Annotated in this window: 24 protein-coding genes and 4 tRNA genes; 12 read left to right on the top strand and 16 right to left on the bottom strand. The window is 53.9% G+C overall.

The features are described from left to right. Positions 1-12: 12 nt before the first annotated feature. The 4 genes from AC13CN_RS04225 to ppnN form a co-directional block, all read right to left on the bottom strand. Positions 13-555 (bottom strand): integrase arm-type DNA-binding domain-containing protein, encoded by a 543-nt coding sequence (locus AC13CN_RS04225; RefSeq protein ID WP_253557075.1) that lies wholly within the window; start codon positions 553-555, stop codon positions 13-15. A 393-nt stretch (positions 556-948) separates the two neighbouring features. Beyond that, positions 949-1149, bottom strand: coding sequence for a hypothetical protein (locus tag AC13CN_RS04220; protein ID WP_044630531.1), 201 nt, complete (start codon positions 1147-1149; stop codon positions 949-951). Positions 1150-1264: 115 nt separating this feature from the next. Further along, positions 1265-1993: a sulfite exporter TauE/SafE family protein gene (locus AC13CN_RS04215; protein ID WP_228168606.1), complete on the bottom strand. Its 729-nt coding sequence runs from the start codon at positions 1991-1993 to the stop codon at positions 1265-1267. 59 nt (positions 1994-2052) lie between these two features. Further along, entirely contained in the window at positions 2053-3435 is a 1383-nt protein-coding gene (gene ppnN / locus AC13CN_RS04210; RefSeq protein WP_058577970.1) for a nucleotide 5'-monophosphate nucleosidase PpnN, read from the bottom strand. A 215-nt stretch (positions 3436-3650) separates the two neighbouring features. Between ppnN and AC13CN_RS04205 the strand changes: the two genes are divergently transcribed. Continuing rightward, on the top strand, positions 3651-4553 hold the full coding sequence (locus AC13CN_RS04205; protein ID WP_044630534.1) for a LysR family transcriptional regulator: 903 nt from the start codon (positions 3651-3653) through the stop codon (positions 4551-4553). Positions 4554-4592: 39 nt separating this feature from the next. Here AC13CN_RS04205 and gcvP read toward each other — a convergent pair whose 3' ends face one another. Both gcvP and gcvH read right to left on the bottom strand, forming a co-directional pair. Continuing rightward, entirely contained in the window at positions 4593-7487 is a 2895-nt protein-coding gene (gcvP, locus tag AC13CN_RS04200) for an aminomethyl-transferring glycine dehydrogenase (protein WP_062360749.1), read from the bottom strand. Positions 7488-7573: 86 nt separating this feature from the next. Next, positions 7574-7963 (bottom strand): glycine cleavage system protein GcvH, encoded by a 390-nt coding sequence (gcvH, locus tag AC13CN_RS04195; RefSeq protein WP_058577968.1) that lies wholly within the window; start codon positions 7961-7963, stop codon positions 7574-7576. 409 nt (positions 7964-8372) lie between these two features. Here gcvH and AC13CN_RS04190 point away from each other — a divergent pair, with 409 nt between their 5' ends. Both AC13CN_RS04190 and gcvT read left to right on the top strand, forming a co-directional pair. After that, positions 8373-9776 carry an alanine/glycine:cation symporter family protein gene (locus AC13CN_RS04190; protein WP_089674425.1) on the top strand — a complete coding sequence of 468 codons (1404 nt, stop codon included), beginning with the start codon at positions 8373-8375 and terminating at the stop codon, positions 9774-9776. A gap of 90 nt (positions 9777-9866) precedes the next feature. After that, positions 9867-10979, top strand: coding sequence for a glycine cleavage system aminomethyltransferase GcvT (gene gcvT, locus AC13CN_RS04185; protein WP_172514454.1), 1113 nt, complete (start codon positions 9867-9869; stop codon positions 10977-10979). A 68-nt stretch (positions 10980-11047) separates the two neighbouring features. On the opposite strand, the gene AC13CN_RS04180 is transcribed toward gcvT, so the two are convergent. The 3 genes from AC13CN_RS04180 to AC13CN_RS04170 form a co-directional block, all read right to left on the bottom strand. Further along, positions 11048-12019 (bottom strand): LysM peptidoglycan-binding domain-containing protein, encoded by a 972-nt coding sequence (locus AC13CN_RS04180; protein WP_172514455.1) that lies wholly within the window; start codon positions 12017-12019, stop codon positions 11048-11050. Next, positions 11956-12837 carry an acyltransferase gene (locus AC13CN_RS04175; RefSeq protein WP_089674429.1) on the bottom strand — a complete coding sequence of 294 codons (882 nt, stop codon included), beginning with the start codon at positions 12835-12837 and terminating at the stop codon, positions 11956-11958. The genes AC13CN_RS04180 and AC13CN_RS04175 overlap by 64 nt, the downstream gene beginning before the upstream one ends. A 112-nt stretch (positions 12838-12949) precedes the next feature. Then, positions 12950-13849: a LysR family transcriptional regulator gene (locus AC13CN_RS04170; protein WP_172514456.1), complete on the bottom strand. Its 900-nt coding sequence runs from the start codon at positions 13847-13849 to the stop codon at positions 12950-12952. Positions 13850-14053: 204 nt separating this feature from the next. Here AC13CN_RS04170 and AC13CN_RS04165 point away from each other — a divergent pair, with 204 nt between their 5' ends. Together AC13CN_RS04165 and AC13CN_RS04160 are read left to right on the top strand one after the other, a co-directional pair. Then, entirely contained in the window at positions 14054-14752 is a 699-nt protein-coding gene (locus AC13CN_RS04165; RefSeq protein ID WP_044630541.1) for a CoA transferase subunit A, read from the top strand. 49 nt (positions 14753-14801) lie between these two features. Then, positions 14802-15464 carry a CoA transferase subunit B gene (locus AC13CN_RS04160; RefSeq protein WP_044630542.1) on the top strand — a complete coding sequence of 221 codons (663 nt, stop codon included), beginning with the start codon at positions 14802-14804 and terminating at the stop codon, positions 15462-15464. A 147-nt stretch (positions 15465-15611) separates the two neighbouring features. On the opposite strand, the gene AC13CN_RS04155 is transcribed toward AC13CN_RS04160, so the two are convergent. Then, positions 15612-15875 (bottom strand): GrxA family glutaredoxin, encoded by a 264-nt coding sequence (locus tag AC13CN_RS04155; RefSeq protein ID WP_044630543.1) that lies wholly within the window; start codon positions 15873-15875, stop codon positions 15612-15614. Between the two features lie 150 nt (positions 15876-16025). Here AC13CN_RS04155 and hybE point away from each other — a divergent pair, with 150 nt between their 5' ends. After that, on the top strand, positions 16026-16466 hold the full coding sequence (gene hybE / locus AC13CN_RS04150; protein WP_044630544.1) for a [NiFe]-hydrogenase assembly chaperone HybE: 441 nt from the start codon (positions 16026-16028) through the stop codon (positions 16464-16466). An 82-nt stretch (positions 16467-16548) separates the two neighbouring features. Further along, complete coding sequence (locus AC13CN_RS04145; RefSeq protein ID WP_062359867.1) at positions 16549-17322, top strand: 3-hydroxybutyrate dehydrogenase; 774 nt, start codon at positions 16549-16551, stop codon at positions 17320-17322. Between the two features lie 51 nt (positions 17323-17373). On the opposite strand, the gene AC13CN_RS04140 is transcribed toward AC13CN_RS04145, so the two are convergent. The 3 genes from AC13CN_RS04140 to AC13CN_RS04130 are packed head-to-tail and all read right to left on the bottom strand — an operon-like array spanning position 17374 to position 19646. Then, positions 17374-17913 (bottom strand): response regulator transcription factor, encoded by a 540-nt coding sequence (locus AC13CN_RS04140; RefSeq protein ID WP_054641584.1) that lies wholly within the window; start codon positions 17911-17913, stop codon positions 17374-17376. Between the two features lie 36 nt (positions 17914-17949). Next, positions 17950-19221 carry an ATP-binding protein gene (locus tag AC13CN_RS04135; protein ID WP_058577964.1) on the bottom strand — a complete coding sequence of 424 codons (1272 nt, stop codon included), beginning with the start codon at positions 19219-19221 and terminating at the stop codon, positions 17950-17952. Positions 19222-19229: 8 nt separating this feature from the next. Further along, positions 19230-19646 carry a hypothetical protein gene (locus tag AC13CN_RS04130; RefSeq protein WP_054641585.1) on the bottom strand — a complete coding sequence of 139 codons (417 nt, stop codon included), beginning with the start codon at positions 19644-19646 and terminating at the stop codon, positions 19230-19232. Between the two features lie 153 nt (positions 19647-19799). On the opposite strand from AC13CN_RS04130, the gene pyrC reads away from it, so the two are divergent. Further along, entirely contained in the window at positions 19800-20837 is a 1038-nt protein-coding gene (gene pyrC / locus AC13CN_RS04125) for a dihydroorotase (RefSeq protein WP_253557074.1), read from the top strand. Between the two features lie 73 nt (positions 20838-20910). Here the strand turns inward: pyrC and mtnN are convergent, their stop codons facing one another. Further along, a complete protein-coding gene (gene mtnN / locus AC13CN_RS04120; RefSeq protein ID WP_044630550.1) occupies positions 20911-21621 on the bottom strand; it encodes a 5'-methylthioadenosine/S-adenosylhomocysteine nucleosidase in 711 nt (236 codons plus the stop codon). A gap of 53 nt (positions 21622-21674) precedes the next feature. Beyond that, the gene (folD, locus tag AC13CN_RS04115; RefSeq protein ID WP_062359863.1) at positions 21675-22535 is read right to left on the bottom strand and encodes a bifunctional methylenetetrahydrofolate dehydrogenase/methenyltetrahydrofolate cyclohydrolase FolD; all 861 of its coding nucleotides are present in this window, start codon (positions 22533-22535) and stop codon (positions 21675-21677) included. Positions 22536-22746: 211 nt separating this feature from the next. Between folD and AC13CN_RS04110 the strand changes: the two genes are divergently transcribed. From AC13CN_RS04110 to AC13CN_RS04095, 4 genes are all read left to right on the top strand, one after another. Then, a tRNA-Pro gene (locus tag AC13CN_RS04110) sits at positions 22747-22823 on the top strand. An 88-nt stretch (positions 22824-22911) separates the two neighbouring features. Further along, positions 22912-22988, top strand: a tRNA-Arg gene (locus AC13CN_RS04105). 62 nt (positions 22989-23050) lie between these two features. After that, positions 23051-23125 (top strand) — tRNA-His (locus AC13CN_RS04100). 33 nt (positions 23126-23158) lie between these two features. Next, positions 23159-23233, top strand: a tRNA-His gene (locus AC13CN_RS04095). Between the two features lie 129 nt (positions 23234-23362). On the opposite strand, the gene AC13CN_RS04090 is transcribed toward AC13CN_RS04095, so the two are convergent. Next, a complete protein-coding gene (locus AC13CN_RS04090) occupies positions 23363-23899 on the bottom strand; it encodes an EAL domain-containing protein (protein WP_233420274.1) in 537 nt (178 codons plus the stop codon). Between the last annotated feature and the right edge of the window lie 186 nt (positions 23900-24085).

Here is a 24085-nt window from a genome sequence, read left to right as displayed (position 1 = left end):
GCAGGCAAGGCGTCAGAACCGCCTTGCAGAAGCTGAGGGGCAGGTTAAGAGCCACACAACAGCACCAACACCAACACAGGGGGGGGTGAAGAACCCACGCCTCAGCTCATCCATTAACCTCAAGTCCGACAGACTGCTAGAAAAATCCTTCTCGATACGGCGCAAGGTGCCTGCACCATCCTTGCGGCGCTTTTGGTAGGCAGTGTAGGGGCCATTAAGGTAAGCGCGGAGCGTTTGCTGCTGCTGGCGTTGGCTTTCTACTTTGGCGGCTTCAATCGCGGCGCGTGGGTCGCCGCCTTGTGCCACGATACCCAGCGCTTCGGCAGCATCCCGGCGAGCTTGGGCCAGCGTCAATGCGCCATAGGTGCCTAGCGTCATCATACGGCGCTTACCTGTTTTGGTGCGGTAGTAGAGTCGAAAGGTAAGGCCGCGTTTACCATAGCGCACATGAAAGCCGCCTAGCTCGGTATCCCAAACATCACCAGAAGGCTGTTCACGCGCCAGCTTTTCGATGCTTTTGGCGGTCAGCTTTATACGGGTTTCCGTGCCTGCCATGGTGCGCCTCATTTTCTAGGTGACAAATAGGTGACACTTAGAGGATATATCTAGGCACATTCAGCAACAAGCGTAAACTAATGTTTGAATGGTAAGTGTCTGTATTTTAGAAGTATATTTGCTTTCTTTTGTTGATGATTGTTTCTGCTAATATACCGGGTAAACGCAATGGGGTTGCAAAGGTCGCAGGTTCGAATCCTGTCACTCCGACCAATACTAAAACGGTCGCTTGCGTTTATCGCAGCGGCCGTTTTTTTATGCCTGTTATTTCGGCTCAAAAATTGGCCCCCAGCGATAGGGGCCAAGGCGTGTTTGGGACTGTCGTACTAATTACTCCCAGTTACCTCGCTCGAGGAATGCTGTTTACCCATGTGCTCCGTTGGGGAAGGGCCATTAACCTTGCGCTTTATGGTCGGCGAGTGCTGTAGCCACCGCTTCTTCCCATTGGCCTGCGGTAATTCCCCAATGCTCCATTTCCGCTTGGTCGGGTGAACCTTCCGCAGCGCTATTGAGCTCTTCTGCGGAGTAGCGCTCAAAACAGTGCTTCGCAAAAGCTTTGGTTTTGCCATCTTGCAACTGGTTAATCATTTCCATGTATGACTCCTTTCCTTGATAAGAATCTGCCAATAATCGCGAGTGACTGCGCGGTTATTGCAGGCTTCAGTGTAGCGGCTCTCGCATCATTGTGCAGAGTGTTAACGCAATGATGTTATGTCAGCAGGGCATCCAAGATGATTTTCAGTGCGATGCTCGCCAACAAACACATAATGAGATTATCAAACCAGCGGTGGGGTAATCGCCTGCCAAGTTGTGCACCAATAGGCATGGCGGCGAGTATCACAAGTAATGCGCCCAGGCTGTAGAGCGTGCGCTCACCCGTAAGAATGCCAGCACTGAGTAGTGCAGGTATTTGTACCAGGGTAATGGCAACGAAAAATACCGAAATTGAGCCAATAAAAACGCGACGCTCAAGCTGCATGGCATTCAAAAAAGTGACTGAGGCAGGGGCTGACATGCCCGCAGCGCCTTGAAGCACACCCGCCAACAAACCGACGGGGAGTACAATTCGCTTTGCGACCGTAAAGGGTAGCGTTGCGGTACGCTTGGCCAGCTTGATGATGAGATACAAAAGGATTGCTGCAGCGACGCCTAGCGATAGCAGTGTTGGTGAGAGCACTACTAGCCCCCAGGTGCCAAGTACAATGCCAGCGCCACCGGCTACGGCAAATGAGAGTAGAAAGCGCAGGGGGAGAAGGTGCTGGCGGTACTGCCATACCTGAAGCGCATTGCTAAAAAGATTGGGGGCTACCAACACTGCAATGGCCAGCTTAACGTCATAAAGCATGGTCAATACAGGTACAACGACCACCGGCACTCCCGAGCCAATTGCTCCCTTAATAATCCCCGCAATGACGAAAGTGAGCAGTGCAATAATCACGGCGAGTTTCCTTGAGCAGGCATCATGGGCGATACCTGCTATGGGTGAGCGCTAAGGGCCTATTTAAGCACGTAGCAGGGCGTATAGGGTTGTCCATCAAGCTTCATGCGCCCTTGGGCAACAAAGGAGCTAAGCAACGCGTCTAAACGCTGCATCAATTCTGGCTCAGCGGTGAGCTCGAAGGGGCCATGAGCTTCAATGGCGCGAATGCCTGGCTCTTTCACGTTACCCGCCACAATGCCGGAGAAAGCGCGCCTTAGGTTGGCGGCCAGCTCGTGGGTGGGCTGCTGGCGGTGAAGGGCCAGGCCGCGCATCGCTTCGTGGGTGGGCTCAAAGGGTGCTTGAAACTCACGGGCGATGGTTAAGCGCCAGTTGTAGTAGAAGGCGTCTTGATGTTGGCGGCGGAAATCGGCAATTTGGTCAATGCCTTCGCGCATTGTGCGAGCAACGGCCACCGGGTCGCCCGTAATAATGGTGTAGTAGCGGCGAATCTCTTCACCGAGGGTGTATACCAGGAATTCATCGATTTTCTGAAAGTAAGCCGCGGAGTTGGCAGGGCCGGTAAAGATGAGGGGGAAGGGGATCTCCCGGTTGCTGGGGTGCAACAGAATACCCAGCAAATAGAGAATCTCTTCTGCGGTGCCCACGCCACCGGGGAAGACAATAATGCCGTGGCCTAGACGCACAAACGCTTCTAGACGTTTCTCGATATCCGGCATGACGACGAGCTCGTTAACGATGGGGTTAGGTGCTTCGGCAGCGATAATACCGGGCTCCGAGATGCCCAGGTAACGGCCATCTTTACGGCGCTGTTTGGCATGCGCTACGTTGGCTCCTTTCATCGGGCCTTTCATAGCCCCAGGCCCACAGCCGGTGCAGATATCTAAATCGCGCAATCCTAGGTGGTAGCCCACATCCTTAGTGTACTCGTACTCTTCCCGGGAAATAGAGTGGCCACCCCAGCACACCACTAAGCTGGGGTCGCGACCGGGCTTAAGCGTGCCTGCCTTGCGCAGAATATGGAATACCGCATTGGTGGTGCCTTCGCCCGTACTGAGATCAAAGCGCTTGTGGTGCTGAATTTCGTTATAAACATACACAATGTCGCGAATAATGGACGAGAGATGTTCGCGGATACCGCGAATCATGCGTCCATCTACAAACGCTTCTGCTGGCGCGTTAGTCAGCTTTAGGCGAATGCCGCGATCTTGCTGCAGTACTTCAATGTCGAAATCTTTATAGGCTTCGAGAATGGCCAAGCTGTCATCAGTAGCGCTACCGCAATTAAGTACGGCAAGCGCGCAGCGGCGCAGTAAATCGTGCAAACCACTTTTAGACGTGCTCTTGAGCCGATTAACCTCATGCTGCGAGAGGACTTCAAGGCTTCCTTCAGGAGAAATAATGCTGGAAATCGTGGCACGAGGCGCTGGGGTTTGCGTCATTAGTCTGGCTGTCCCTAAGAGTGTTAGTAACGAACCTGCATACTAGCACGGCGCTTGGCGCTGTTCAGCAATGCGGCTAAGCGCCCGTCTTAGCAGCGTTTGTGCTACGCTAGGGGCCTGCTATCGCACACGGCTGCGGGTGCGATAGCACGTTACAATAGTGCTTCACGTCAGCGCCTTACGATGATGGATAATGAGGATGTTGCTTAAACCCTATGTTTAATGCCCAATACTTTCGGACGTTTATAACGTTAGTGGAAACCGGCAGTTTCACACGAACGGCGCGTCGTTTAGAGATGACGCAGCCTGGGGTTAGCCAGCATATTCGTAAGTTGGAGAGCTATCTTGGCAAAACGTTGTTAGAGCGCCGTGGCAGAAGTTTTACCCTGACCGAATCGGGCCGCCGTGCCTATGATTACGCACTTAAGCTGTTTGCCGAGCATGAGCAGTTTCGGCATGGCTTGGATGATGACTCGTTGGATAGCGGCGAATGCCGGATTGCATCACCCGGCAGCGTAGGGCTGATGTTTTATCCCTATATTCTCGGTCAGCAGCAGATGCATCCCAACCTGACCGTTAACTATAGCTTTGCGTTCAACCATGAGATCGTCAACGACCTGCTTGAAGGCCGCTACGATATCGGTATCGTGACCGAGCAGGTCAATCACCCTGAGCTCACTTGCACGGTATGGCATAAAGAGCCGCTCTGCTTGGTCGTACCTGCCGATTTCGCAGGCAGTACGCTGTCAGAGTTAATGGGTATCGGTTTTATCAACTACTACGATGGGATTAACCACGCCAACGCGCTGCTGCGGGCGAACTATCCCGATGAATTTCGCTCCATGACTCATTTCCGTCATCAAGGGTTCACCAATGAAGTGAGCATGGTGCTGGACGCAGTGGCGAGGGGGCTTGGCTTTACGGTGGTCTCGCGCTTAGTGCTCGAAACATCGCCGTGGCAGCGGCAGGTGAAGGCGTTAGCGCTTCCCCAAGCGATTAACGAAGTGCTCTATCTTCTTCGTCGCCAAGATTCTGTCCTACCTAAACGCTATGAAAAGCTGTTGAACGGCTTTCATGATCAGCGTCTCCAAGAAAAAACGCCCCTGATACCCGAGTAAACGGGCCAGAGGCGTTTCCTATCGCGCTATGGGTTCTGCTTAACGGCGATACTCGTCAATGCTGGGGCAGGAGCAGATCAACTGCCGATCACCAAAGACGTTATCGACGCGATTCACTGAGGGCCAGTATTTCGACGCCATCACTGCTTCGGTGGGGAAGGCACCTAGCTGGCGGTCATAAGGCCGCTCCCATGCGCTATCCATTAGGTCGGCTTGTGTGTGTGGCGCATTCACCAGCGGGTTATTATCCAGCGGCCACTCGCCGCTCTCTACTCGTGCAATCTCTTCACGAATTGCAATCATCGCATCGCAGAAGCGGTCAATTTCGTAGAGTGATTCAGATTCCGTGGGCTCAATCATCAGCGTACCCGGTACTGGGAACGACATGGTGGGGGCATGGAAGCCGTAATCCATCAAACGTTTGGCGATATCTTCTTCACTAATACCAGACGCGCTCTTCAGCGGACGAATATCAATGATGCACTCATGGGCGACATTGCCGTTCTGGCCGCGATAGAGAATCGGATAGGACGCTTCTAAACGCTTGGCAATATAGTTGGCGTTAAGAATGGCCAGCTCGGTGGCTTCACGCAGGCCACGGGCACCCATCATCTTAATGTACGCCCACGAGATCGGCAGAATGGAAGCGCTGCCAAAGGCTGCCGCCGACACCGCGCCGCTCTCTGGGTTAACGCCGTTGATGGGCGTCACCACATGGTTAGGCACAAACGGGGCAAGGTGCGCTTTAACGCCGATCGGGCCCATACCTGGACCACCGCCTCCGTGGGGGATGCAGAATGTTTTGTGCAAGTTCAGGTGAGACACGTCGCCGCCGAAGTCACCAGGGCGAGTGAGGCCAACCTGAGCATTCATGTTAGCGCCATCGACGTAAACTTGGCCGCCATGCTGGTGCACCACTTCGCATACTTTGCGAACGTGCGACTCAAAGACGCCGTGGGTGGACGGGTAGGTAATCATCACCGCTGAAAGCCGCTCGCTGTGCTGCTGGGCTTTGCGGGTCAAATCCTCTAAATCGATGTTGCCGTTAGCATCGCACTCCACCACCACCACTTCCATGCTCAGCATGGCGGCAGAGGCCGGGTTAGTGCCGTGGGCGGAGCTGGGAATCAAGCACACATCACGGTGAGCTTCACCTTGCGCTGCCTGATAGCGGCGAATCGCCAGCAAGCCCGCGTATTCACCCTGCGCGCCTGAGTTAGGCTGCATCGAGATATGGTCATAGCCGGTGACTTCGACTAAGAACGCTGCCAGCTCATCAATCATCTGATGGTAGCCCGCCACCTGATCACGCGGCGCAAATGGGTGCAGGTTGGAAAACGCAGGCCATGAGACAGGAATCATCTCGCTAGTCGCGTTGAGCTTCATGGTGCAGGAGCCCAGCGGGATCATGGCATGGGCCAGCGACAGGTCTTTGTTCTCAAGACGCTTCAGGTAGCGCAGCATTTCGGTTTCGCTGCGGTAGCGATTGAAGGTCGGATGTTCGAGAAAATCGCTTTCCCGCTGGTAGGCGGCCGGAATACCGCTCAGCTTATCGGTCACTACCTGGTCATCCAACACTGCCACGGCCAGACCATGCTCATCGCCCAGCAGGACGTCGAATAGAGCGGCAACATCGTGGGCGGTGGTTGTTTCATCCAGGCTAATACCCACATCGCCATTGGCAAAGTAGTGCAGGTTGATATCGTGGGTCATGGCGCGGCCGTGAATCTTGCCCGCGTCTACCTGGGTAAGGCGTAGCGTATCGAACCAGGTGTTATTCGCTAGTTGAACGCCGGCTTGCTGTAAGCCGGTAGCCAGCACAGTAGTCAGGCGGTGAACGCGACCGGCAATTTTGCGTAGGCCTTCTGCGCCATGATAGGTGGCGTAGAAACCGGCAATATTGGCTAGTAGCGCTTGTGCGGTACAGATATTCGACGTCGCTTTCTCACGGCGGATGTGCTGCTCGCGGGTTTGCATGGCCATGCGCAGCGCGGTTTTGCCACGGCTGTCTTTAGAGACGCCGATAATCCGTCCTGGGATCGAACGCTTGAGTTTGTCGGAGGTAGCGAAGAACGCCGCATGCGGGCCGCCAAAGCCCATGGGCACACCAAAGCGCTGCGAGTTACCTACGACAATATCCGCACCCATCGCGCCCGGCTCTTTCAGCAGCACCAGGCTAAGCAGGTCGGTGGCCACGCAGGTCATAATGCCGCGCTCTTGAGCCGCCTTTAGCATCGGGGCTAAGTCGCTGACGCTGCCGCTGGCAGAGGGGTACTGAACCAGAGCGCCAAACACATCGTGTTCGGCAAGGCTTTCGGCGGGGCCGGTGATCAGCTCAAAGCCAAAGAACTCGGCACGGGTTTTGACGACATCTAACGTTTGCGGAAAGAGGTCGTCAGCCACGAAGAACGCGTTCGACTTGCTCTTTTTATTGCCGCGCTTACACAGTGCCATGGCTTCTGCGGCGGCGGTGGCCTCATCCAGCAGGGAGGCGTTGGCAAGCTCCATGCCGGTTAAATCCATAATCACCTGCTGGAAGTTTAGCAATCCCTCCAGACGGCCCTGGGAAATTTCGGGCTGGTAAGGCGTGTAAGCGGTATACCAACCGGGATTTTCCAGCACGTTGCGCTGAATCACTGCGGGCATGTGGGTGTTGTAGTAACCCTGGCCAATATAGCTTTTGCTGACGCGGTTCTGGCGCGCTAACTGGCTCAAATATTCAAGGGCTTCCGCTTCACTGCGGGGGTCGTCAAGGGCAAGTTCGCGACCTAGGCGAATATCGCTAGGCACGGTTTGCTCAATCAGGTCTTCCATGCGCTGCATATTGAGCGCTTTTAACATGGTGGCGACATCATCGGGGCTGGGCCCGTTATGGCGTTTGATAAAAGCATCGTGGTCGGCCAGTTCGGCCAATCGGCGTGATTCAAAAGGCATGGGGGAGATTCCGGACGTAATGAGAAAACCGTGCAGAGGCGATAATAAAGCGCCTGCCGCAGGGGCAGGCGCTTTGGCTACATGACTTAGGTGTCGGCGCTCAGCGTCGCTTGATACGCATCGGCATCTAAGAGACCTTCAAAGGCTTGGTCGGTAACACGCACTTTCATAATCCAGCCGCCTTCATAGGGGGCGTCGTTCACCGTTTCGGGAGCGTCTTCGAGGGCTTCGTTCACTTCAATTACTTCGCCATTGACCGGCGAGTAAAGGTCAGAGGCCGCTTTCACGGATTCAATGACGCCAAACTCTTTCCCTTTGCTTAGGGATTGGCCAACTTCGGGCAGTTCAACAAATACCACATCGCCTAGCGCTTCTTGCGCGTGGTCGGTGATGCCGATGGTGACGGTGCCATCTTGATGATCAAGCACCCATTCATGGCTGGCAGCGTAACGAAGATTGGCAGGAAGATTGCTCATAGTGATTCCCTTATAAAATCAGTGGACAGAACGAAAGCATACTAGCGCTTGTCGTTCGCCTTGGCGACTGTGGCCAGCTCGCAGTGAGCGTAAGTGGGTATATGGTACCGTGTTTCTTATCGGAAACAAATTTCTTCATTGCCTCCAAAAGGCTAAAAATGGATGCTCTTTTTCTGTTGTTTCAGTGCGCCAGCCAGTTTCAAAAAGAGCAGCTTTCTCTATCAGCAGGCGACATTGGCATGGAAGCGCACTAAGAAAATAGTGTAAAACATACCCATCATCCGTTTTTCCAGCGTTAATTAAGCGCTATGGTGGGAACGCTTGGTGATTCCATCTGCTATCGGATGGAGCGGGTGAACAACCTAACCTTCATAACAAATGCATTAATCAATTGGGTAAGGAGAGTCGTGTGGAAACGTTAACAAGCCTATTAGGGGCCATTAACGGCGTGGTGTGGGGCCCGTTAATGCTGATCCTGCTATTGGGGGTGGGTATCTACCTGCAGATTGGCTTGAAACTGATGCCGATACGTAAACTCGGCATGGGTTTCAAGCTAATGTGGCAAGGCCGCGATGCCAAGCCATCCGATAAAACCTCTGCAAAACCCGGCGATGAGGGGGAAATTTCTCCCTTTAACGCGTTGATGACAGCACTGTCTGCGACGATTGGTACCGGTAATATTGCCGGTGTGGCAACGGCCATCGCATTAGGTGGCCCAGGTGCTGTGTTCTGGATGTGGATTACCGCACTGGTGGGTATGGCGACCAAGTTTGCCGAGGCAGTGCTGGCAGTACGCTACCGGGAAACCGATAGCACCGGCTATCACGTGGGTGGGCCGATGTTCTACATCAAAAATGGTCTGGGCCGTAAGTGGCTGTGGCTGGGCGGTCTGTTCTCGTTCTTTGGCGCGGTGGCGGCCTTCGGGATTGGTAATACCGTACAGTCTAACTCCGTGGCTGACGCCATGGATGCCACCTTTGGTGTTCCTCACTGGTTAACCGGCGTTATCATCATGGTACTGGCCGGTGCAGTGATATTGGGTGGCATCAAGCGCATTGCCAAGGTGGCTGGTAAGCTGGTACCGGTGATGGGCATTGCTTATGTGATTGCGGGCTTGCTGGTGCTGATCGTTAATGCGGGCCAAATCGGTGACGCCTTTGGGCTGATCTTCTACTACGCCTTCAACCCCATGGCAGCAGCCGGTGGCTTTGCCGGTGCTGCGGTAATGGCCGCCATCCGCTTTGGCGTGGCGCGGGGTATTTTCTCCAATGAAGCAGGTCTGGGCAGTGCACCGATTGCTCACGCTGCTGCGCAGACGAAAAACCCGGTTCGTCAGGGCTTGATTGCCATGCTGGGTACGTTCATTGATACCATCATCGTGTGTACCATCACGGCGCTGGTGATCTTGACCTCTACCGTGTGGATGGAAGGCGAAGCGGGCGCTTCGCTCACCGCGCTCTCCTTTGATGCGGCGCTGCCTGGCTTTGGTAATCAGATCGTGGCCATTGCGCTAGCAATCTTTGCTTTTACCACCATTCTTGGCTGGTCGTTTTACGGTGAGAAATGCTGCCAGTTCCTGTTCGGTACGCGCTCTATTATGCTGTACCGAGTGCTGTTCGTACTGGCTATTCCGCTGGGTGCAGTTGCGCAATTGGGCTTTATCTGGCTGATGGCAGACACCTTCAACGCGATGATGGCGATTCCTAACCTCATTGCCCTGGCGCTGCTGTCTCCGGTTGTCTTTAAGCTCACTCGGGATTATTTCGCTGGTAAGGACGTGCTGCCGGGTGAAGCCCTGGATCATGATAAATAAGGCCTGCCTGTAAGCAGGTAATGCACGATGTAATAGAGCCGGGAAGCCTAGTAAGGCTTCCCGTTTCTCTTTTTTGACAGAGGAAATGCCATGACTGATCTGAAACACACGCCACTTCATGCGCTTCACACGCAGCTAGGGGCCAAGATGGTGCCTTTTGCCGGGTACGATATGCCGGTGCAATACCCGCTGGGTGTTAAAAAAGAGCATGAGCATACCCGCGAGCGGTGTGGCTTGTTCGATGTATCGCATATGGGACAGATTCTGGTCTCCGGAGAAAAGGTCGCTGAAGCGCTGGAAAGTCTTATCCCAGCGGACTTGGTAGGCTTGCAAAAAGGCCAGCAGCGTTATGGCCTTTTTACCAGCACCGATGGCGGTATTATTGATGATTTGATGGTGGTGAATGCTGGCGATCACTTCTATCTGGTGGTGAACGCGGCATGCAAAGACCAAGATATTGCCCATTTGCGCGCTAATCTTGGTAACACTCATCAAATCGATGTGCTTGATCGCGGTCTGCTGGCGCTTCAAGGGCCACAGGCCCGCGATGTGATGCAGCGGCTCTGCCCGCAAGCCTGTGAGCTAACGTTTATGCAACATGGTCGTTACACGCTGGCAGGATGTGACGTGTGGATCAGCCGCAGTGGTTATACCGGCGAAGATGGCTTTGAAATCTCTGTCGCGGCTGACGAGTGTCAGGCGCTTGCCGAAGCGCTGCTGGCCGAGCCTGAAGTAGAAGCGATTGGCTTGGGCGCGCGTGATTCACTGCGCTTAGAAGCGGGCTTGTGCCTATATGGTCACGATATGGATATGCAAACCACGCCTGTCGAGGCCGGCTTGATCTGGGCCATTGGCAAGCCGCGTCGCCATGGCGGCGAGCGAGCAGCGGGTTTCCCCGGAGCCGATGTGATTTTGCACCAAGTGGATACCAAAGATCATACCCGCAAGCGGGTTGGGCTGGTAGCAGAAGGGCGCGCGCCGGTGCGAGAAGGCAGTCTGCTGGTAGATGAAGCGGGCAATGAAATTGGCGTAGTGACTTCCGGAGGTTTTGGGCCAAGCGTCGGTAAACCTATTGCCATGGGGTACCTCGCCCGTGAGTGGGAAGCGCCCGGTACTACCGTCTACGCGTTAGTACGCGGCAAGCAGCTACCCATGAGCGTTTCCGCGATGCCATTTGTGGCCCCTGGTTACTATCGCGGTTAATTAGCGAGCGCAGTTAATTCAAAAAAGATGCAAAAGCCCCTCGCGGGGCTTTTGCATGCGGAATATGCTTACCTTAGCACCTGTCGTGGGTCGATGGGTTTCCCCCCCTGACGTAAGTCAAACAGCAGATCATAACGCTGTGTCGCGTTACTTTGTCCTACATCACACAGCTCATCACCTGTACTCACCTGGTCCCCTACGCGGACGAGAATCCGCTCGCAGAGCGCGTAAACGGTTTGCAAGTTATCGGCATGGTGCACAATCACGACATCGCCGAGCTGCCGCATGCTATCTGCAAAGCGTACTTCACCAGGAGCAACGGCCCTAGCACGAGCGCCTGCCTGAGTTGCCAACAACATGGGCTGTAGTGTGCCGCGGCTGTCGGCACCAAACTGACGAACCACACGATAATCCTCTAAAGGCCACGGCCATCGGCGTGCCGAAGCTGGCAAACTAGCGCTTGGCGCAGGGGCAGGCGTTGGTGCATTACGGTTATTGGCGCTACTAGCGGCTGAACTACTGCTTGATGATGCCGTTCTAGCGGTACTGCTAAGCGGTACGCTAATGATTTGCCCGACACGCAATGCCGTGGGGGAAGTGCCTTGGTTAGCACTCTGGATTCGCCCCGTTGTGGTGTTAAAGTGCCTGGCAATACCTGAGAAGGTATCACCGGGCCGGATTTGATAGCGATAAGGGCCGCCAGAAGGCGCTCGCTCCTGCTGGGTTGGGATCAATAGGCGCTGACCAACGGCTAAACGGCGAGAGTCAACCCCCGGGTTGAAGCGCTCTAGCCGTTCAAGTGGTACGTCAGCCCGTGCCGCGAGCTGCCCTAGCGTATCGCCACGTCTAACCTCTACCCAGTTGCCGCCAATAGCGCTGGCGCTGCTAGCGGCGGGCACCCGCTGGCTAGAGGAGGGGGCAGAGCTGGCGCAGCCAGTTAGCACGCTGGCCAATACACAAATGGTGAGCCAGTGGCTTAGTCGTGGTCGCTGAGGCGATCTAGCAAGGTATCTTTTTCCTGCCAGAGTGAGTTGATCCATGCGTGGAAGCGTTCCTTATGCTGCGGTTCGTCATGGTAGTTGGCAGTTTGCATCCATTCAGGAATGGCTAGCTGCCGGGCTTCAAGCGTAATGGGGGCTTCTTTACCGCATAAAAAACCCATAAACGTGGGTGATGGGTTGGTATAGCTAATAGTGACGTCAAGAATACCATCCAACTGATCACCCAGCAGGCTAAGTACTTGGGCAATTCCTCCTGCTTTAGGGCGAAGCAGATGCTGGAATGGACTTTGCTGCGACTCGCGTTTGGCGACGGTAAAGCGGGTTCCCTCGACAAAATTAAAAATAGCGATAGGGGCATGGCGAGCTTGGCGGCACATGCGCTCAGTGGATTCCCGGTCAACTGTGGCTAGCTTGGGGTTATTGGCGATCTGCTCACGGCTAAAGCGACGCATAAAGGGAAACTCAAGCGCCCAGAAGGCGAGACCAACAATCGGGATCCAGATAAGCTGGTGTTTGAGAAAAAAGCGCGGCATAGGAATGCGTCGGTGCAGTGCCATAAGCAGAATAAAGATATCGGTCCAACTGCGATGGTTGGAGATTACCAGCCACCACTGCTCAGGGCTTAATGTATCTGGCACGTTGATCGAGACATTAGGTTTTAACCAGTGCCGCATCCACCACAAATTGACGCCAATCCAGTTTAGTGCGACGGCACATAGCCCTTTAAGCAGCCACTCTTTTTGCCGCCGCCCAGGGACGATGACTTTGAGCAGCGTCAGAATAATCAGGGGGACACCCCAAACCAGCGTGTTCAACGTCAGCAGCAAGATGCTAACGCCCCCTTTAATAATTGGCATACCACAATCCTCACAGCAATTCGTCTGCGTGCTAAAGGCCTTTTAAACACGCGCTTAGCGATAAATGCTAATAGATCAGCGCCACGCTGCCCAGCATAACCGTATTAAAGCGTTATGCATCAATCGGTAGGGAAGGTGCTTTAACACTCTCAAGCAACACGCTACGCAGCGCATGCGCCGCCACGGAAAGCTCTTCCTGGGTCAGGATCCCCACTCGGCAAGCGATGCTTGGCTCGACAAGTGGTACGCAGCGCGCACCCAGCTCATGCATTTGCTGAATGCACATGGAAGGCACAGCGCTGACCCCTAGGCCTTCCGCGACCATTCGTCCGACGCTAGAGAGCTGGTGGCTTTCAAAGGCGACAGGGAGGTCTATATGGCGCTTTTCAAGCTCTTGCTCCAGTAAACGCCGTACCATGGAAGGGCGTTGTAGCGTGATAAAGTCATTCTCAAGCAGCTGCGTCCAGGGCAGTGTGTCGTGGTAAGCCAGGGGCGAGGTAGGAGGAACCACGGCGACAAACTGATCCTCAAACAAAGGTGTAAAACTTAAGCTTCCCTGGCCCTCCGGCGAGAAGGCAATGCCAATCTCTACCTGTCGGGAGCGCACCATATCCGTGACTTCTTCATTGATCACATCGTGCACCGTGACGTTGATTTTGGGGTACTGTTGTCGAAACTTAACCAGTGCACTGGGTAATAGATTGCAGGCAAAAGACGGCATGGCCGCAACGCTGAGTCGCCCTAGCTGTAACGTAAACCGCTGGCGCAGGCGTTCCTCGGTGTTATCCCACTGCGCCAGCAGATGTTTGGCAAGCGGGAGCAGCGACTCCCCCTCTGGGGTTAGTCGCACGCTACGGGTGCTACGGATAAGCAGTTTGCCGCCTAGCGAATCTTCTAACCCTTTGATGGCAAGGCTTAGGGCGGGCTGTGAAAGGTGCAGGCGCTCACATGCCTGGGTAAAGCTTAGGGTCTGTGCCACGGCTAAAAATGCACGAAGCTGCTTGACGGTCATGGCGTCTCTTTATAAGTTATTAAAATAAATTGATAAGAAAAACAAACTTAACAAATATATCATCTAGGACAACACTGGCAATACTGTTCTGATCGTCATACTCACTATGTATGGCGCGACATTCCAACAAACGCTTCTTGCACACTATTCTCGACAAACGCTCTCAACACCGATACGTACTCAACAACAATGTGAGGCATAACAATGGCAGGATTCGACAAGCGTGTAGCTTCTTACGAAGAAGCAATGGAAGGCATTGAAAGCGGCATGACCGTCCTCGCAGGTGGCTTTGGTCTGTGTGGTATTCCAGAAAATCTGATCGCAGAAATCAAACGTCGTGGTGTGAAAGACCTTACTGTTGTCTCTAACAACTGTGGCGTCGATGGTTTTGGCTTAGGCCTTCTGCTCGAAGATCGGCAAATAAGCAAAATCTTCGCCTCCTACGTAGGCGAAAACGCGCTGTTTGAGCAGCAAATGCTGAATAATGAAATTGAGGTGGTACTGACCCCTCAAGGAACGCTGGCAGAAAAAATGCGTGCTGGCGGAGCGGGCATTCCCGCCTTCTACACGGCTACAGGTTATGGCACCCCGATTGCAGAAGGCAAAGAAGAGCGTGTGTTCGATGGCCGCCACTATATTTTAGAAGAAGCCATTAAAGGCGATTTTGCGATTGTGAAAGGCTGGAAAGCCGACCGCTATGGCAACGTGATTTATCGCCATACTGCACAGAACTTTAACCCTATGGCCGCCACGGCAGGCAAGATCACCGTTGTAGAAGTTGAGGAGATTGTTGAACCAGGCGAACTGGAGCCAAGCCAGATTCATACGCCGGGTATCTACGTGGATCGTATTATCCAAAGCACATTCGAGAAGCGTATTGAGAAGCGCACGGTGCGCAGCTAAGCGCAACAACGCCAACAATCAACTAACTGCTAAGACAAGAGGTGGCACCATGGCTTTAACTCGCGAACAGATGGCACAGCGCGTTGCCCGTGAACTGCAGGATGGTTTTTACGTCAATTTAGGCATTGGTATTCCTACCCTGGTAGCTAACTATATCCCAGATGGTATAGATGTCATGCTCCAGTCTGAAAATGGCTTGCTGGGCATGGGGCGCTTCCCCACTGAGGAAGAAGTGGACCCCGATATGATTAACGCGGGCAAACAGACCGTTACCGCTCGTCCTGGCGCTGCCATTTTCTCATCCGCTGAGTCGTTTGCCATGATTCGTGGCGGACATGTGGACTTAACCGTACTGGGTGCGTTCGAGGTTGATCAGGAGGGCAATATCGCCTCTTGGATGGTCCCCGGTAAGCTCATCAAGGGTATGGGTGGAGCGATGGATCTTGTGGCTGGCGCAGAAAATATTATTTGCACCATGACCCATGCATCCAAACACGGTGAATCCAAATTGCTGGAAAAATGTAACTTGCCGCTCACTGGCGCCGGGTGCATCAATCGAGTGCTAACGGATCTGGCTTACCTGGAAATTAAAGATGGTGCCTTCATCCTCAAAGAGCGCGCGCCCGGCGTTAGCGTTGAGGAAATTGTCGAGAAAACTGCAGGCAAGCTGATCGTTCCTGACCACGTTCCAGAAATGACCTTCGACGAGTAACACTGAAAGCGAGCATGGTGAAATGGCGTGGGTCTTGGCTCACGCCATGCTTAGCTGTTTTTGGGTGAGTGCCAAGCCTCCCAAGTAATCCGGTAACAGTCAAAGCCTGAGTTAAGCGTCACCAGCGTTAAATATTCAGCAGTGGTGCTAAGAGGCCATTAATTGCTTATCACGGACAAACTGGTCGAATTCGGTAAAGCCGCCAATGTGCTGCTGGTCGACAAAGATTTGCGGTACGGTATGAATGGGTTTGCCCGCAGTTTTGGCGATATCTTCCTTGGTAACGCCTTCTGAGGGCATGTCTACATAGCGGTAGCCATCAATTTTGCCGTTACTCTCGAGGTGTTCGGCAAGATGCTTGGCACGTACACAGAATGGGCACGACATGCGCCCAAAAATGACCACAAACATGGCAACAACTCCTTTACGATACAGAAATAAGTAAGTGCTTGAATTAGGAATCAGCGCCCATTGTGGCGTAGGGCACAGGTTTTCGCCAATAGCACCACACTACGTGCCCTATAAAGCCGCACAATGAGCAATGGAACAGTAGGAGAAGCCATGCAAACCCTGGCTCCGCATGAATATGGTTATTTAGCTGAGCTTGCTAAGTGCTACCGCGATGAGCACTTAGCAGGACTTAAGCAGCAGGCGCACTTCAATCCGCGATTAGGCGTTGATGCGCTCTGTTTTCAGCATATTGAGTCGCGCATTAGCGGCGCCAGCGTGATGGCTGGCGCTTTAATTACGCCTTGTGAGCTATGGCTTGTCGCGCTGCCAGAGCAGTCTGCTTTACAAGCGCCACTTGAGTCACAGTGTGCGTTAACGCTTCCTTCAGGCCGTTACTCACTGCAACTAGAGCGTTTGCCCGCGGGTATCGAGCTTTATAAGCGAAAAATCTTAGAAGATCTAAGCGATCTTGAAACGCTTCAAGAGACAGCACGATTAGCACAGCGCATGATGGAACAGCTAATGACCCCGAACGCTGTACCGCAAGGGTAGAGTAGGCAGAAGCTACCGGCGACTCCTATACTCATGAGCGTTTATACATTCATTACCGTGCAGTTAATAAAAGGACGTCTGAATGTCATCCCAAAAAGCTTCAACCCCTCGGGTTGCCGTGGTGACTGGTACCAGCAGTGGTATCGGTGAAGCCGTTGTTAAACACTTTTACGAGCAGGGCCACCAAGTCCTGGCCGTCGATTTTAATCCTGCTGGAAAAGAGATTGCAGAAGCGGCAGGCGCGGCGTTTTACCAAGCGGATCTCACCGACGCAGATGCATGCCGTGGCGCGATTGCTGAGGCAGTGAAACGCTTTGGTAGCGTGGATATTTTGGTGAATAATGCCGGAATTCAGCATGTCGCTTCTATCGAGACTTTTCCCGAAGAGAAGTGGCGGCAAATTATCGACCTGATGCTGACCGCGCCATTCCTTCTCACCCAGGCCGCTTGGCCTTATATGCGTGAAAAGGGCTGGGGGCGAGTGGTAAATATTGCCTCAATCCATGCGCAGGTGGCATCGCCGGGTAAGGCGGCGTATATCAGCGCCAAACACGGCATGATTGGGTTAACCAAAACCGCTGCGCTGGAAGGCGGCGAACAGGGCATTACCGCCAATGCGATTTGCCCTGCGTATGTTAAAACCCCGTTAGTAGATAACCAGATTGCCGATCAGGCCAAGCTGCATGGTATGGATGAGCAAGAGGTGATCGAGAAAATCATGCTCAAAAACGCCGCGATTAAGCGCTTAATCGACCCCTCCGAAGTTGCTCAGTTGGTCGCTTACCTGACGTCAGATGCGGCGGGCGCAGTCACTGGCGCTAGCTGGAATATTGATCTCGGCTGGACAGCACACTAACCCAGCCCCCCGCCTGTTACGATGGCCAGTGGAGCTTGATAACGGGCGGGCTCAGCGGCGAACCGGGCGTTTTTGCAACTTGCGCTGTAGTGTGCGGCGGTGCATGCCTAGCGCCCGGGCCGTGGCGGAAATATTGCCATCATGCTCTTGCAGCACTTTTTGGATATGCTCCCAGGTAATCCGGTTGATGGAAGGGGGGTTATCCGCCAGCTCGATATTGGGGTCAGCGTCAGGGTGTTCAAAGGCCGCCATCACATCGTCGGCATCTGCCGGTTTACACAGGTAGTTGATCGCGCCAAGTTTGATAGCTTCTACCGCCGTAGCAATGCTGGAGTAGCCCGTGAGCACAACGATGCGACAGCTTGGTACTGCGGAGAGCAGTTCAGGCAGCAGCTTAAGGCCAGAGCTATGCTCCAGCTTTAAATCAAGCGTGGCCATGGTGGGCATAAACTGTGCCGCGATATTCAGCGCTTGGTCGGCGTCGTGAGCGACCATCACTTCAAAGCCGCGGCGGGTCAGTGCGCGGCTTAGCACGTGGCAAAACATTTCATCGTCATCGACAATCAGCAGACGTTGCTCTTGGTTCTGCATAGTACCCTCATTTGTCTAAATAGCTGCCGTCTCACCCTAGGTTGGTGCTGAGCAACGCGGCAGGGTGACCTCGGTCAGCGTTCCACCTTCTGGATGGTTATAAAGGCTAACGCCGCCGCCGAAGCGGTTAATCGTGGCGTGGGTGAGAAATAGGCCAATGCCCATGCCTTTGCTTTTAGTGGAGACAAAGGTATCGCCTAGCTGATCCGCAATTGACATCGCCACGCCTGGGCCGTGATCACGAATATCAATCACCACCTCCTCGTCTTGCCAATCCAGGCGAATAGCAATGTGCTCGGGGTTGGCATCGGCGGCGTTATTCAACAAGTTAGTCAGTGCTTGGTCTAAGGTGGCATCAACTGCCAGCCAAGGTCTGCCGCGGCGTTCAGCGACTTCAAAACGATGGCTAACATCGGGCCGAATTACGAGCCAGCGCTGTACCACGCCTGCCAGCCATACTTCCGCATCGAGTATTTCAGGTTCGGCCATGCGCCGACGGTCAGCATTGCTGACCAAGTGCTGCAGGCGCGATTTACAGATATCCACCTGCTGGCGCAGCAGCGCAATGTCTTGCCCTAGTGAGCTCTCTTGCTCCGCGTCCGCCTGCATCTCTTTCAATAGCACGGCCATCGTAGAAAGCGGCGTTCCCAGTTCATGAGCAGTACCCGCTGCTTGGGTGGCCACGGCGAGCACTTGCTCGTTGCGTAGCGCAGCCTCCCGGGTGCGGGAAAGCGCTTTATCCCGGCTGCGCAGGGCGTGGGCCATTTTATAAATAAAGAAGGTGACTAGGCCGGCAGAAAGTCCGAAGTTCAGCCACATTCCTAGGATATGTAGACTTAACGGGCCATCGCTACTGATATGTCCTAGCTGCGGTATCGGGTGGTAGTAAAACATCAGGAAGCTGTAGCCTGCCATGGCGCAGGCGGCGATGATCCACGCGTGGCGCCAAGGTAGGGTGGCTGCGGCAATAGTCACCGGCACCAAGTAGTAAGTGATAAACGGGTTGGTGGAGCCCCCTGAAAAGTAAAACAGCAGCGTGAGCCCTGCGATGTCGGCTAATAAATGCGATAAATACTCGCCATGGCTAACGGCTCTAGGCCTACCCAGCCGCCACCACGTGGCAATGTTCAACATGCCCATGGCAATGACTACGCTGACCACGGCTGTGACGGGCAATTTAAATGCTAGTAGTTCGATGCCTACAATAATGGCCATCAAAAACCCCGTCCAGGTGATCCCCCGAACGATGGTGAGCCGTACTAGATTGCGGTTAGGCGTAGAGAGCGGCAAGGGCAGAGCAGTAGGCATGAGGCGGCTTATTTACTTGATGTTTTGACGCTATGGATAACGAACTTAATAAATAGGGTCATGACAAACGTCATCCAACCCGCAGAGGCTAACAGGTTAAACAGCAGCATCTTAGGAGGGAGCCAGGCCGAGCCGAGCAACGCTTCCAACATAATGTGGAAAAACATCGCCAGTAGCAGCGGGAGCGCCAGCGTGTGAATCCACATGTCAGTGCGGCGCTTACGAATGTGGTAACGGCGCAGTAAATAGCGCATAGGTCGATGTGCCCAGCTAAACAGGACCAGCGTTGCCACCATAAATAGCATCGCCAGAGTAGGTTCGGTGCTTTGACGGTGCATTGATATAGAAATCGACCATGCGAGCCCCAGCCACGCCAATCCCTCGATGCTGGCGATAAAATCCGCATAGCGTCGTACGTTCTGCATAAACAACTGAATCCTTGATCTTACAGCGTGCCGCCATGATACGACACTTGCGCTTATCTGTGGGGGTGACGCGCAGATTTATCCTATCGCCGTATTGAGTATACTGTGGCAGCTCTCTGAACTCCCTTACCCAAGATCAGAATAGGATTTGCCGTGGACGCTATTACCATTACCCGCCCCGATGATTGGCACCTGCATTTACGTGATGACGAGGCGTTAAACGCCGTGGTGGGGCATACTGCTGCGCAAATGGGGCGCGCTATTATTATGCCTAACCTGAAACCGCCGGTGACGACGACAGAGCAGGCAATAGCATATCGCGAGCGAATCCTGGCAGCGCTACCAGAAGGTAGTGCGTTTGAGCCTTTGATGGTGCTTTATCTGACGGATACGACGCCACCTGAAGAAATTGAGCGCGCGGCAAAAAGCGGTATTGTTAAAGCCGTGAAGCTCTATCCAGCAGGGGCGACGACCAATTCTGCGTCAGGTGTGACGGATATTGCTCACTGTGACGCCACGGTTGCTATGATGGCCAAGCTAGGCATGCCGTTATTGGTGCATGGAGAAGTCACTGATCACGAGATCGATATTTTCGATCGGGAAGCGATGTTTATTGAGCGGGTGATGAAACCGCTGCTGGCGCGTCATCCTAGTTTGAAAGTGGTATTCGAGCACATTACCACTCAGCAGGCCGCTGAGTTTGTGGCCAGCGCCTCCGATAACGTAGCGGCGACTATCACCGCTCACCATTTGCTGTTCAATCGTAACAAAATGTTAGCGGGCGGCATTCGTCCTCACTACTACTGCTTGCCTATTCTCAAGCGTGAACAGCACCGCCAAGCCCTGCTGAAAGCGGCGACCAGCGGTAGCCCGAAATTCTTTTTAGGCACGGATAGTGCACCCCACGCGAAAGGCGATAAGGAGTCGAGCTGCGGCTGTGCAGGTGCCTATACCGCTCCCGCTGCCATCGAGCTATACGCGACGGCGTTCGAAGAGATGCAGGCGCTGGATAAGCTAGAAGCGTTTGCTAGCCTGAACGGCCCACGCTTCTACGGCTTGGCGCCGAATACGGATACGGTAACCCTTGAGCGCCGTCAATGGGTATTGCCCGAGAGTTACCCCTACGCATCGGGGCAAACCATTGTGCCGCTGCTGGCAGGTGAAACACTGCAATGGGCGATGCAAAAGTAACGCGCTGTATAAGTCTCAACGAAAACGGAGCCATTAAGGCTCCGTTTTCGTTAGCGCAGTTAGGCGATGACACTTACTTAGTTTCGCCCAGGGCGATGAGCATCTGATCCACCATCCGTGATGAGTGGTCGGCGGCAATATCGAGGAACTGCTCGAAAGAGAGGTGGTTGTCGCCACTGCCAGGGATGTCAGAGAGGGCGCGAATGACGACAAACGGGCAGTCATAGAGGTAGCAAGTTTGGGCAATCGCAGCGCCCTCCATTTCCACTGCCAGCATGGTGGGAAATTGGGCGCGTGTGGTGGCTACCCGCTCGGGGTCGGCCATAAAAGCATCGCCAGTGGCAATCATCCCTTCGCGTACGTTTACCTCGCCAAGTGCTGCAATCGCGCCGCGAGCGATGTCGCGCAAGCGGCTATCCGCATGATAGGCAGCAGGCATACCTGGTACTTGGCCTAGCTCATAGCCAAATACCACTGCATCGACATCGTGGTGGCGAACTTCATCGGAAATGATAACGTCGCCAATGGCTAAGTCGGTGGCAAACCCGCCAGCTGAGCCAGTATTGATGATCGCATCCGGCTGATGGCGCTCTAATAAAATCGCCGTGCCAACCGCCGCGTTCACTTTTCCAATACCCGATTGCAGAATGATTACTTCCAAGCCGTGGCGCGTACCGGTATGAAATACAAATCCGGCGTGCTCGTAGCGCTCGGCGTTATCAAGCTGCCCCGCTAAAATATTCACTTCCTGCGCCATTGCGCCAATAATTCCAATCCGTTGCACTGTCGCATTCTCCGTCGTAATTCGTGAGGTTTAATTGTTGAAACGCTCAGTGCTTAATGCTGCTGATCGTGTCGTTCGGCGGCTTCAAGAGTGTTTTCCAGCAACGTGGCAACGGTCATGGGACCAACGCCACCCGGTACGGGAGTGATATAGCTGGCGCGCTCTGCAGCTGCAGCAAAGTCGACGTCACCGACGAGGGTGCCGTCATCTTGACGGTTAATGCCGACATCAATCACCACGGCGCCTGGTTTGATCCATTCGCCCTTCACAATGCCGGGTTTACCGACGGCAACAACGACTAAATCTGCACGGCTGACATGGCCGGCTAAATCCTGGGTGAAACGGTGGCATATCGTAGTGGTGCAGCCTGCCAGCATTAGCTCAAGTGCCATCGGGCGTCCAACGATGTTAGAAGCTCCCACAATGGTGGCGTCCATGCCGCGTACCGCGATACCGCTTTGCGCCAGCATGGTCATAATGCCTTTTGGCGTACAGGGGCGTAGTGAAGGTAAGCGCTGGGCCAGGCGGCCAAGGTTGTAAGGGTGAAAACCATCGACATCTTTGTCAGGGCGGATGCGTTCCAGAATTGGCCGAGCGTCGAGGTGGGCGGGCAGGGGGAGCTGAACCAGAATGCCATCCACAGTTGCGTCGTTATTCAACTCATCGACCAATGCCTCTAACGCTTCCTGGGTGGTGTCCGCTGGCAGGGCATGTTGAAAAGAGAGAATGCCAGCCTGCTCACATGCGCGATGTTTATTGCTTACGTACACATGAGAGGCTGGATCTTCGCCGACCACAACAACGGCTAGTCCGGGTGCGCGAGCGCCAGCTTGCTGACGTGCGGTAATTTTCTCGGCAACGCGTTGACGGACATTAGCGGCGATGGCTTTACCATCGATGAGTTGGGCGGTCATGTAATGAGATCCCTATGAAGGTTGAAAAGCAAAGCAAACTGACAAGCGCTGGTGGTAGAACGCGCTTTTAAGGGGGGCAATTTTCGCATGGTAGGGCGGCAAGGCAAAGCGCCTATCGAATCAATCACTTTAAGTGTTGACTTTAAAATTAGAAATAGTAATATATGCCTCGCTTGAGACGGGACACGCAGCAACGTCTAAGGTAAGAAATCGGGATGTAGCGCAGTCTGGTAGCGCGCCTGCTTTGGGAGCAGGATGTCGGGGGTTCGAATCCCTCCATCCCGACCACGTACCTAGCACGGAAGGTGTTAATCTGCTTCTCCAAACTTTGGTTGTGGTCAAGTGCTCATCAGTATTCACTCTGGATACACTATGTGCGCCCATAGCTCAACCGGATAGAGCAACGGCCTTCTAAGCCGTAGGTTGCGGGTTCGAGTCCTGCTGGGCGTGCCAATCAAATACTTTTCAGTGTTTGTTCTCCAGTTGGGTATTCTCAAGTTTGCTTTTTGTCAGTGGTGGATGTAGCTCAGTGGTAGAGCCCCGGATTGTGGCTCCGGTGGTCGTGGGTTCGATCCCCATCATCCACCCCATTGACAAGGCAGCATTAAAAGTTTCAGGTTGTGGTGGATGTAGCTCAGTGGTAGAGCCCCGGATTGTGGCTCCGGTGGTCGTGGGTTCGATCCCCATCATCCACCCCATTAACCTGTAATTTACTCTCTTATATCTCTTCTTCTTTTACAAAGCTCTCCAGCGTCTCTGCTAGTTAAATAAGCATTTCTTTTTGGCTTTTTTAGCCATTGTCTGTTTTATACCCCTCTATCGCGGCATCACTTTAATCTGGTTACCTGCTGTACCAGCTCCTGACAAAAATCGCTGTCTGATAGCGAATCCCCAGATAAATTAATACCCCAGTGGCCTATGGTATGGTTCTCCGCGCAGCGATAACGGTCACCCAACCACGCCAACGTGTTGCGAACCATCCAGCGATCAATTCTCACCATAAAGTGATAGCGTTCGGCGGCGGGTAGAAAACTGCCGGGTGTAATGAGTATGCCGTTCTCCTCCAAACGCAGTAAAATTTCCCGATAGCCCGGCCCGTTGCCGCATACGGCGCTAATCGGTTGCGCGTAAAGTCGAAAGGCGTCGTTATCTAGGGCATTTTGTAGCCGCTGAACCCACTGCAGTTCGCCGTGACGTTCTAGCAGCAGGTGGTCGTTAGGTTGATAGCAGTGAATGCGGTTGCGACCAGCCTCTTTGGCGGTGTAGCACGCACGTGATATTGCCGCTGGCGTCGCAGGTAATAACGCCGTCGCCAATGGAAGCCAGCGTGGTACGGGCTGACGAAAACCAGCGCAGCTGCCCACAGTACCCAAAGCATATCCATGAGTGTTGTATCAAAGCTGTCGGTCATTGACGTGATCCTTGTGCTGATCTGGTGCAAGGTGAGCACTGACATAGTGCGTTGTTAGGAAATATGTCTTCTATTAATGCCGCACGGTGGCTTCTGTCGCGGAAGGTTTCTGGGGTGTTAAACGCAGTGTTAACTGAGA

This window comes from Vreelandella sp. L-25, assembly GCF_056857535.1.
Note: the sequence above shows the minus strand (reverse complement) of the source record. Positions and strands in the feature narration are given on the sequence as shown.

Bases quoted from the DNA above. Each gene is read 5' to 3' on its own strand.
- AC13CN_RS04225 (WP_253557075.1), bottom strand. From the start codon at position 555: ATGGCAGGCACGGAAACCCGTATAAAGCTGACCGCCAAAAGCATCGAA.
- AC13CN_RS04220 (WP_044630531.1), bottom strand. From the start codon at position 1,149: ATGGAAATGATTAACCAGTTGCAAGATGGCAAAACCAAAGCTTTTGCG.
- ppnN (WP_058577970.1), bottom strand. From the start codon at position 3,435: ATGACGCAAACCCCAGCGCCTCGTGCCACGATTTCCAGCATTATTTCT.
- AC13CN_RS04205 (WP_044630534.1), top strand. From the start codon at position 3,651: ATGTTTAATGCCCAATACTTTCGGACGTTTATAACGTTAGTGGAAACC.
- gcvP (WP_062360749.1), bottom strand. From the start codon at position 7,487: ATGCCTTTTGAATCACGCCGATTGGCCGAACTGGCCGACCACGATGCT.
- gcvH (WP_058577968.1), bottom strand. From the start codon at position 7,963: ATGAGCAATCTTCCTGCCAATCTTCGTTACGCTGCCAGCCATGAATGG.
- gcvT (WP_172514454.1), top strand. From the start codon at position 9,867: ATGACTGATCTGAAACACACGCCACTTCATGCGCTTCACACGCAGCTA.
- AC13CN_RS04180 (WP_172514455.1), bottom strand. From the start codon at position 12,019: ATGGATCAACTCACTCTGGCAGGAAAAAGATACCTTGCTAGATCGCCT.
- AC13CN_RS04175 (WP_089674429.1), bottom strand. From the start codon at position 12,837: ATGCCAATTATTAAAGGGGGCGTTAGCATCTTGCTGCTGACGTTGAAC.
- AC13CN_RS04170 (WP_172514456.1), bottom strand. From the start codon at position 13,849: ATGACCGTCAAGCAGCTTCGTGCATTTTTAGCCGTGGCACAGACCCTA.
- AC13CN_RS04165 (WP_044630541.1), top strand. From the start codon at position 14,054: ATGGCAGGATTCGACAAGCGTGTAGCTTCTTACGAAGAAGCAATGGAA.
- AC13CN_RS04160 (WP_044630542.1), top strand. From the start codon at position 14,802: ATGGCTTTAACTCGCGAACAGATGGCACAGCGCGTTGCCCGTGAACTG.
- AC13CN_RS04155 (WP_044630543.1), bottom strand. From the start codon at position 15,875: ATGTTTGTGGTCATTTTTGGGCGCATGTCGTGCCCATTCTGTGTACGT.
- hybE (WP_044630544.1), top strand. From the start codon at position 16,026: ATGCAAACCCTGGCTCCGCATGAATATGGTTATTTAGCTGAGCTTGCT.
- AC13CN_RS04145 (WP_062359867.1), top strand. From the start codon at position 16,549: ATGTCATCCCAAAAAGCTTCAACCCCTCGGGTTGCCGTGGTGACTGGT.
- AC13CN_RS04140 (WP_054641584.1), bottom strand. From the start codon at position 17,913: ATGCAGAACCAAGAGCAACGTCTGCTGATTGTCGATGACGATGAAATG.
- AC13CN_RS04135 (WP_058577964.1), bottom strand. From the start codon at position 19,221: ATGCCTACTGCTCTGCCCTTGCCGCTCTCTACGCCTAACCGCAATCTA.
- AC13CN_RS04130 (WP_054641585.1), bottom strand. From the start codon at position 19,646: ATGCAGAACGTACGACGCTATGCGGATTTTATCGCCAGCATCGAGGGA.
- folD (WP_062359863.1), bottom strand. From the start codon at position 22,535: ATGACCGCCCAACTCATCGATGGTAAAGCCATCGCCGCTAATGTCCGT.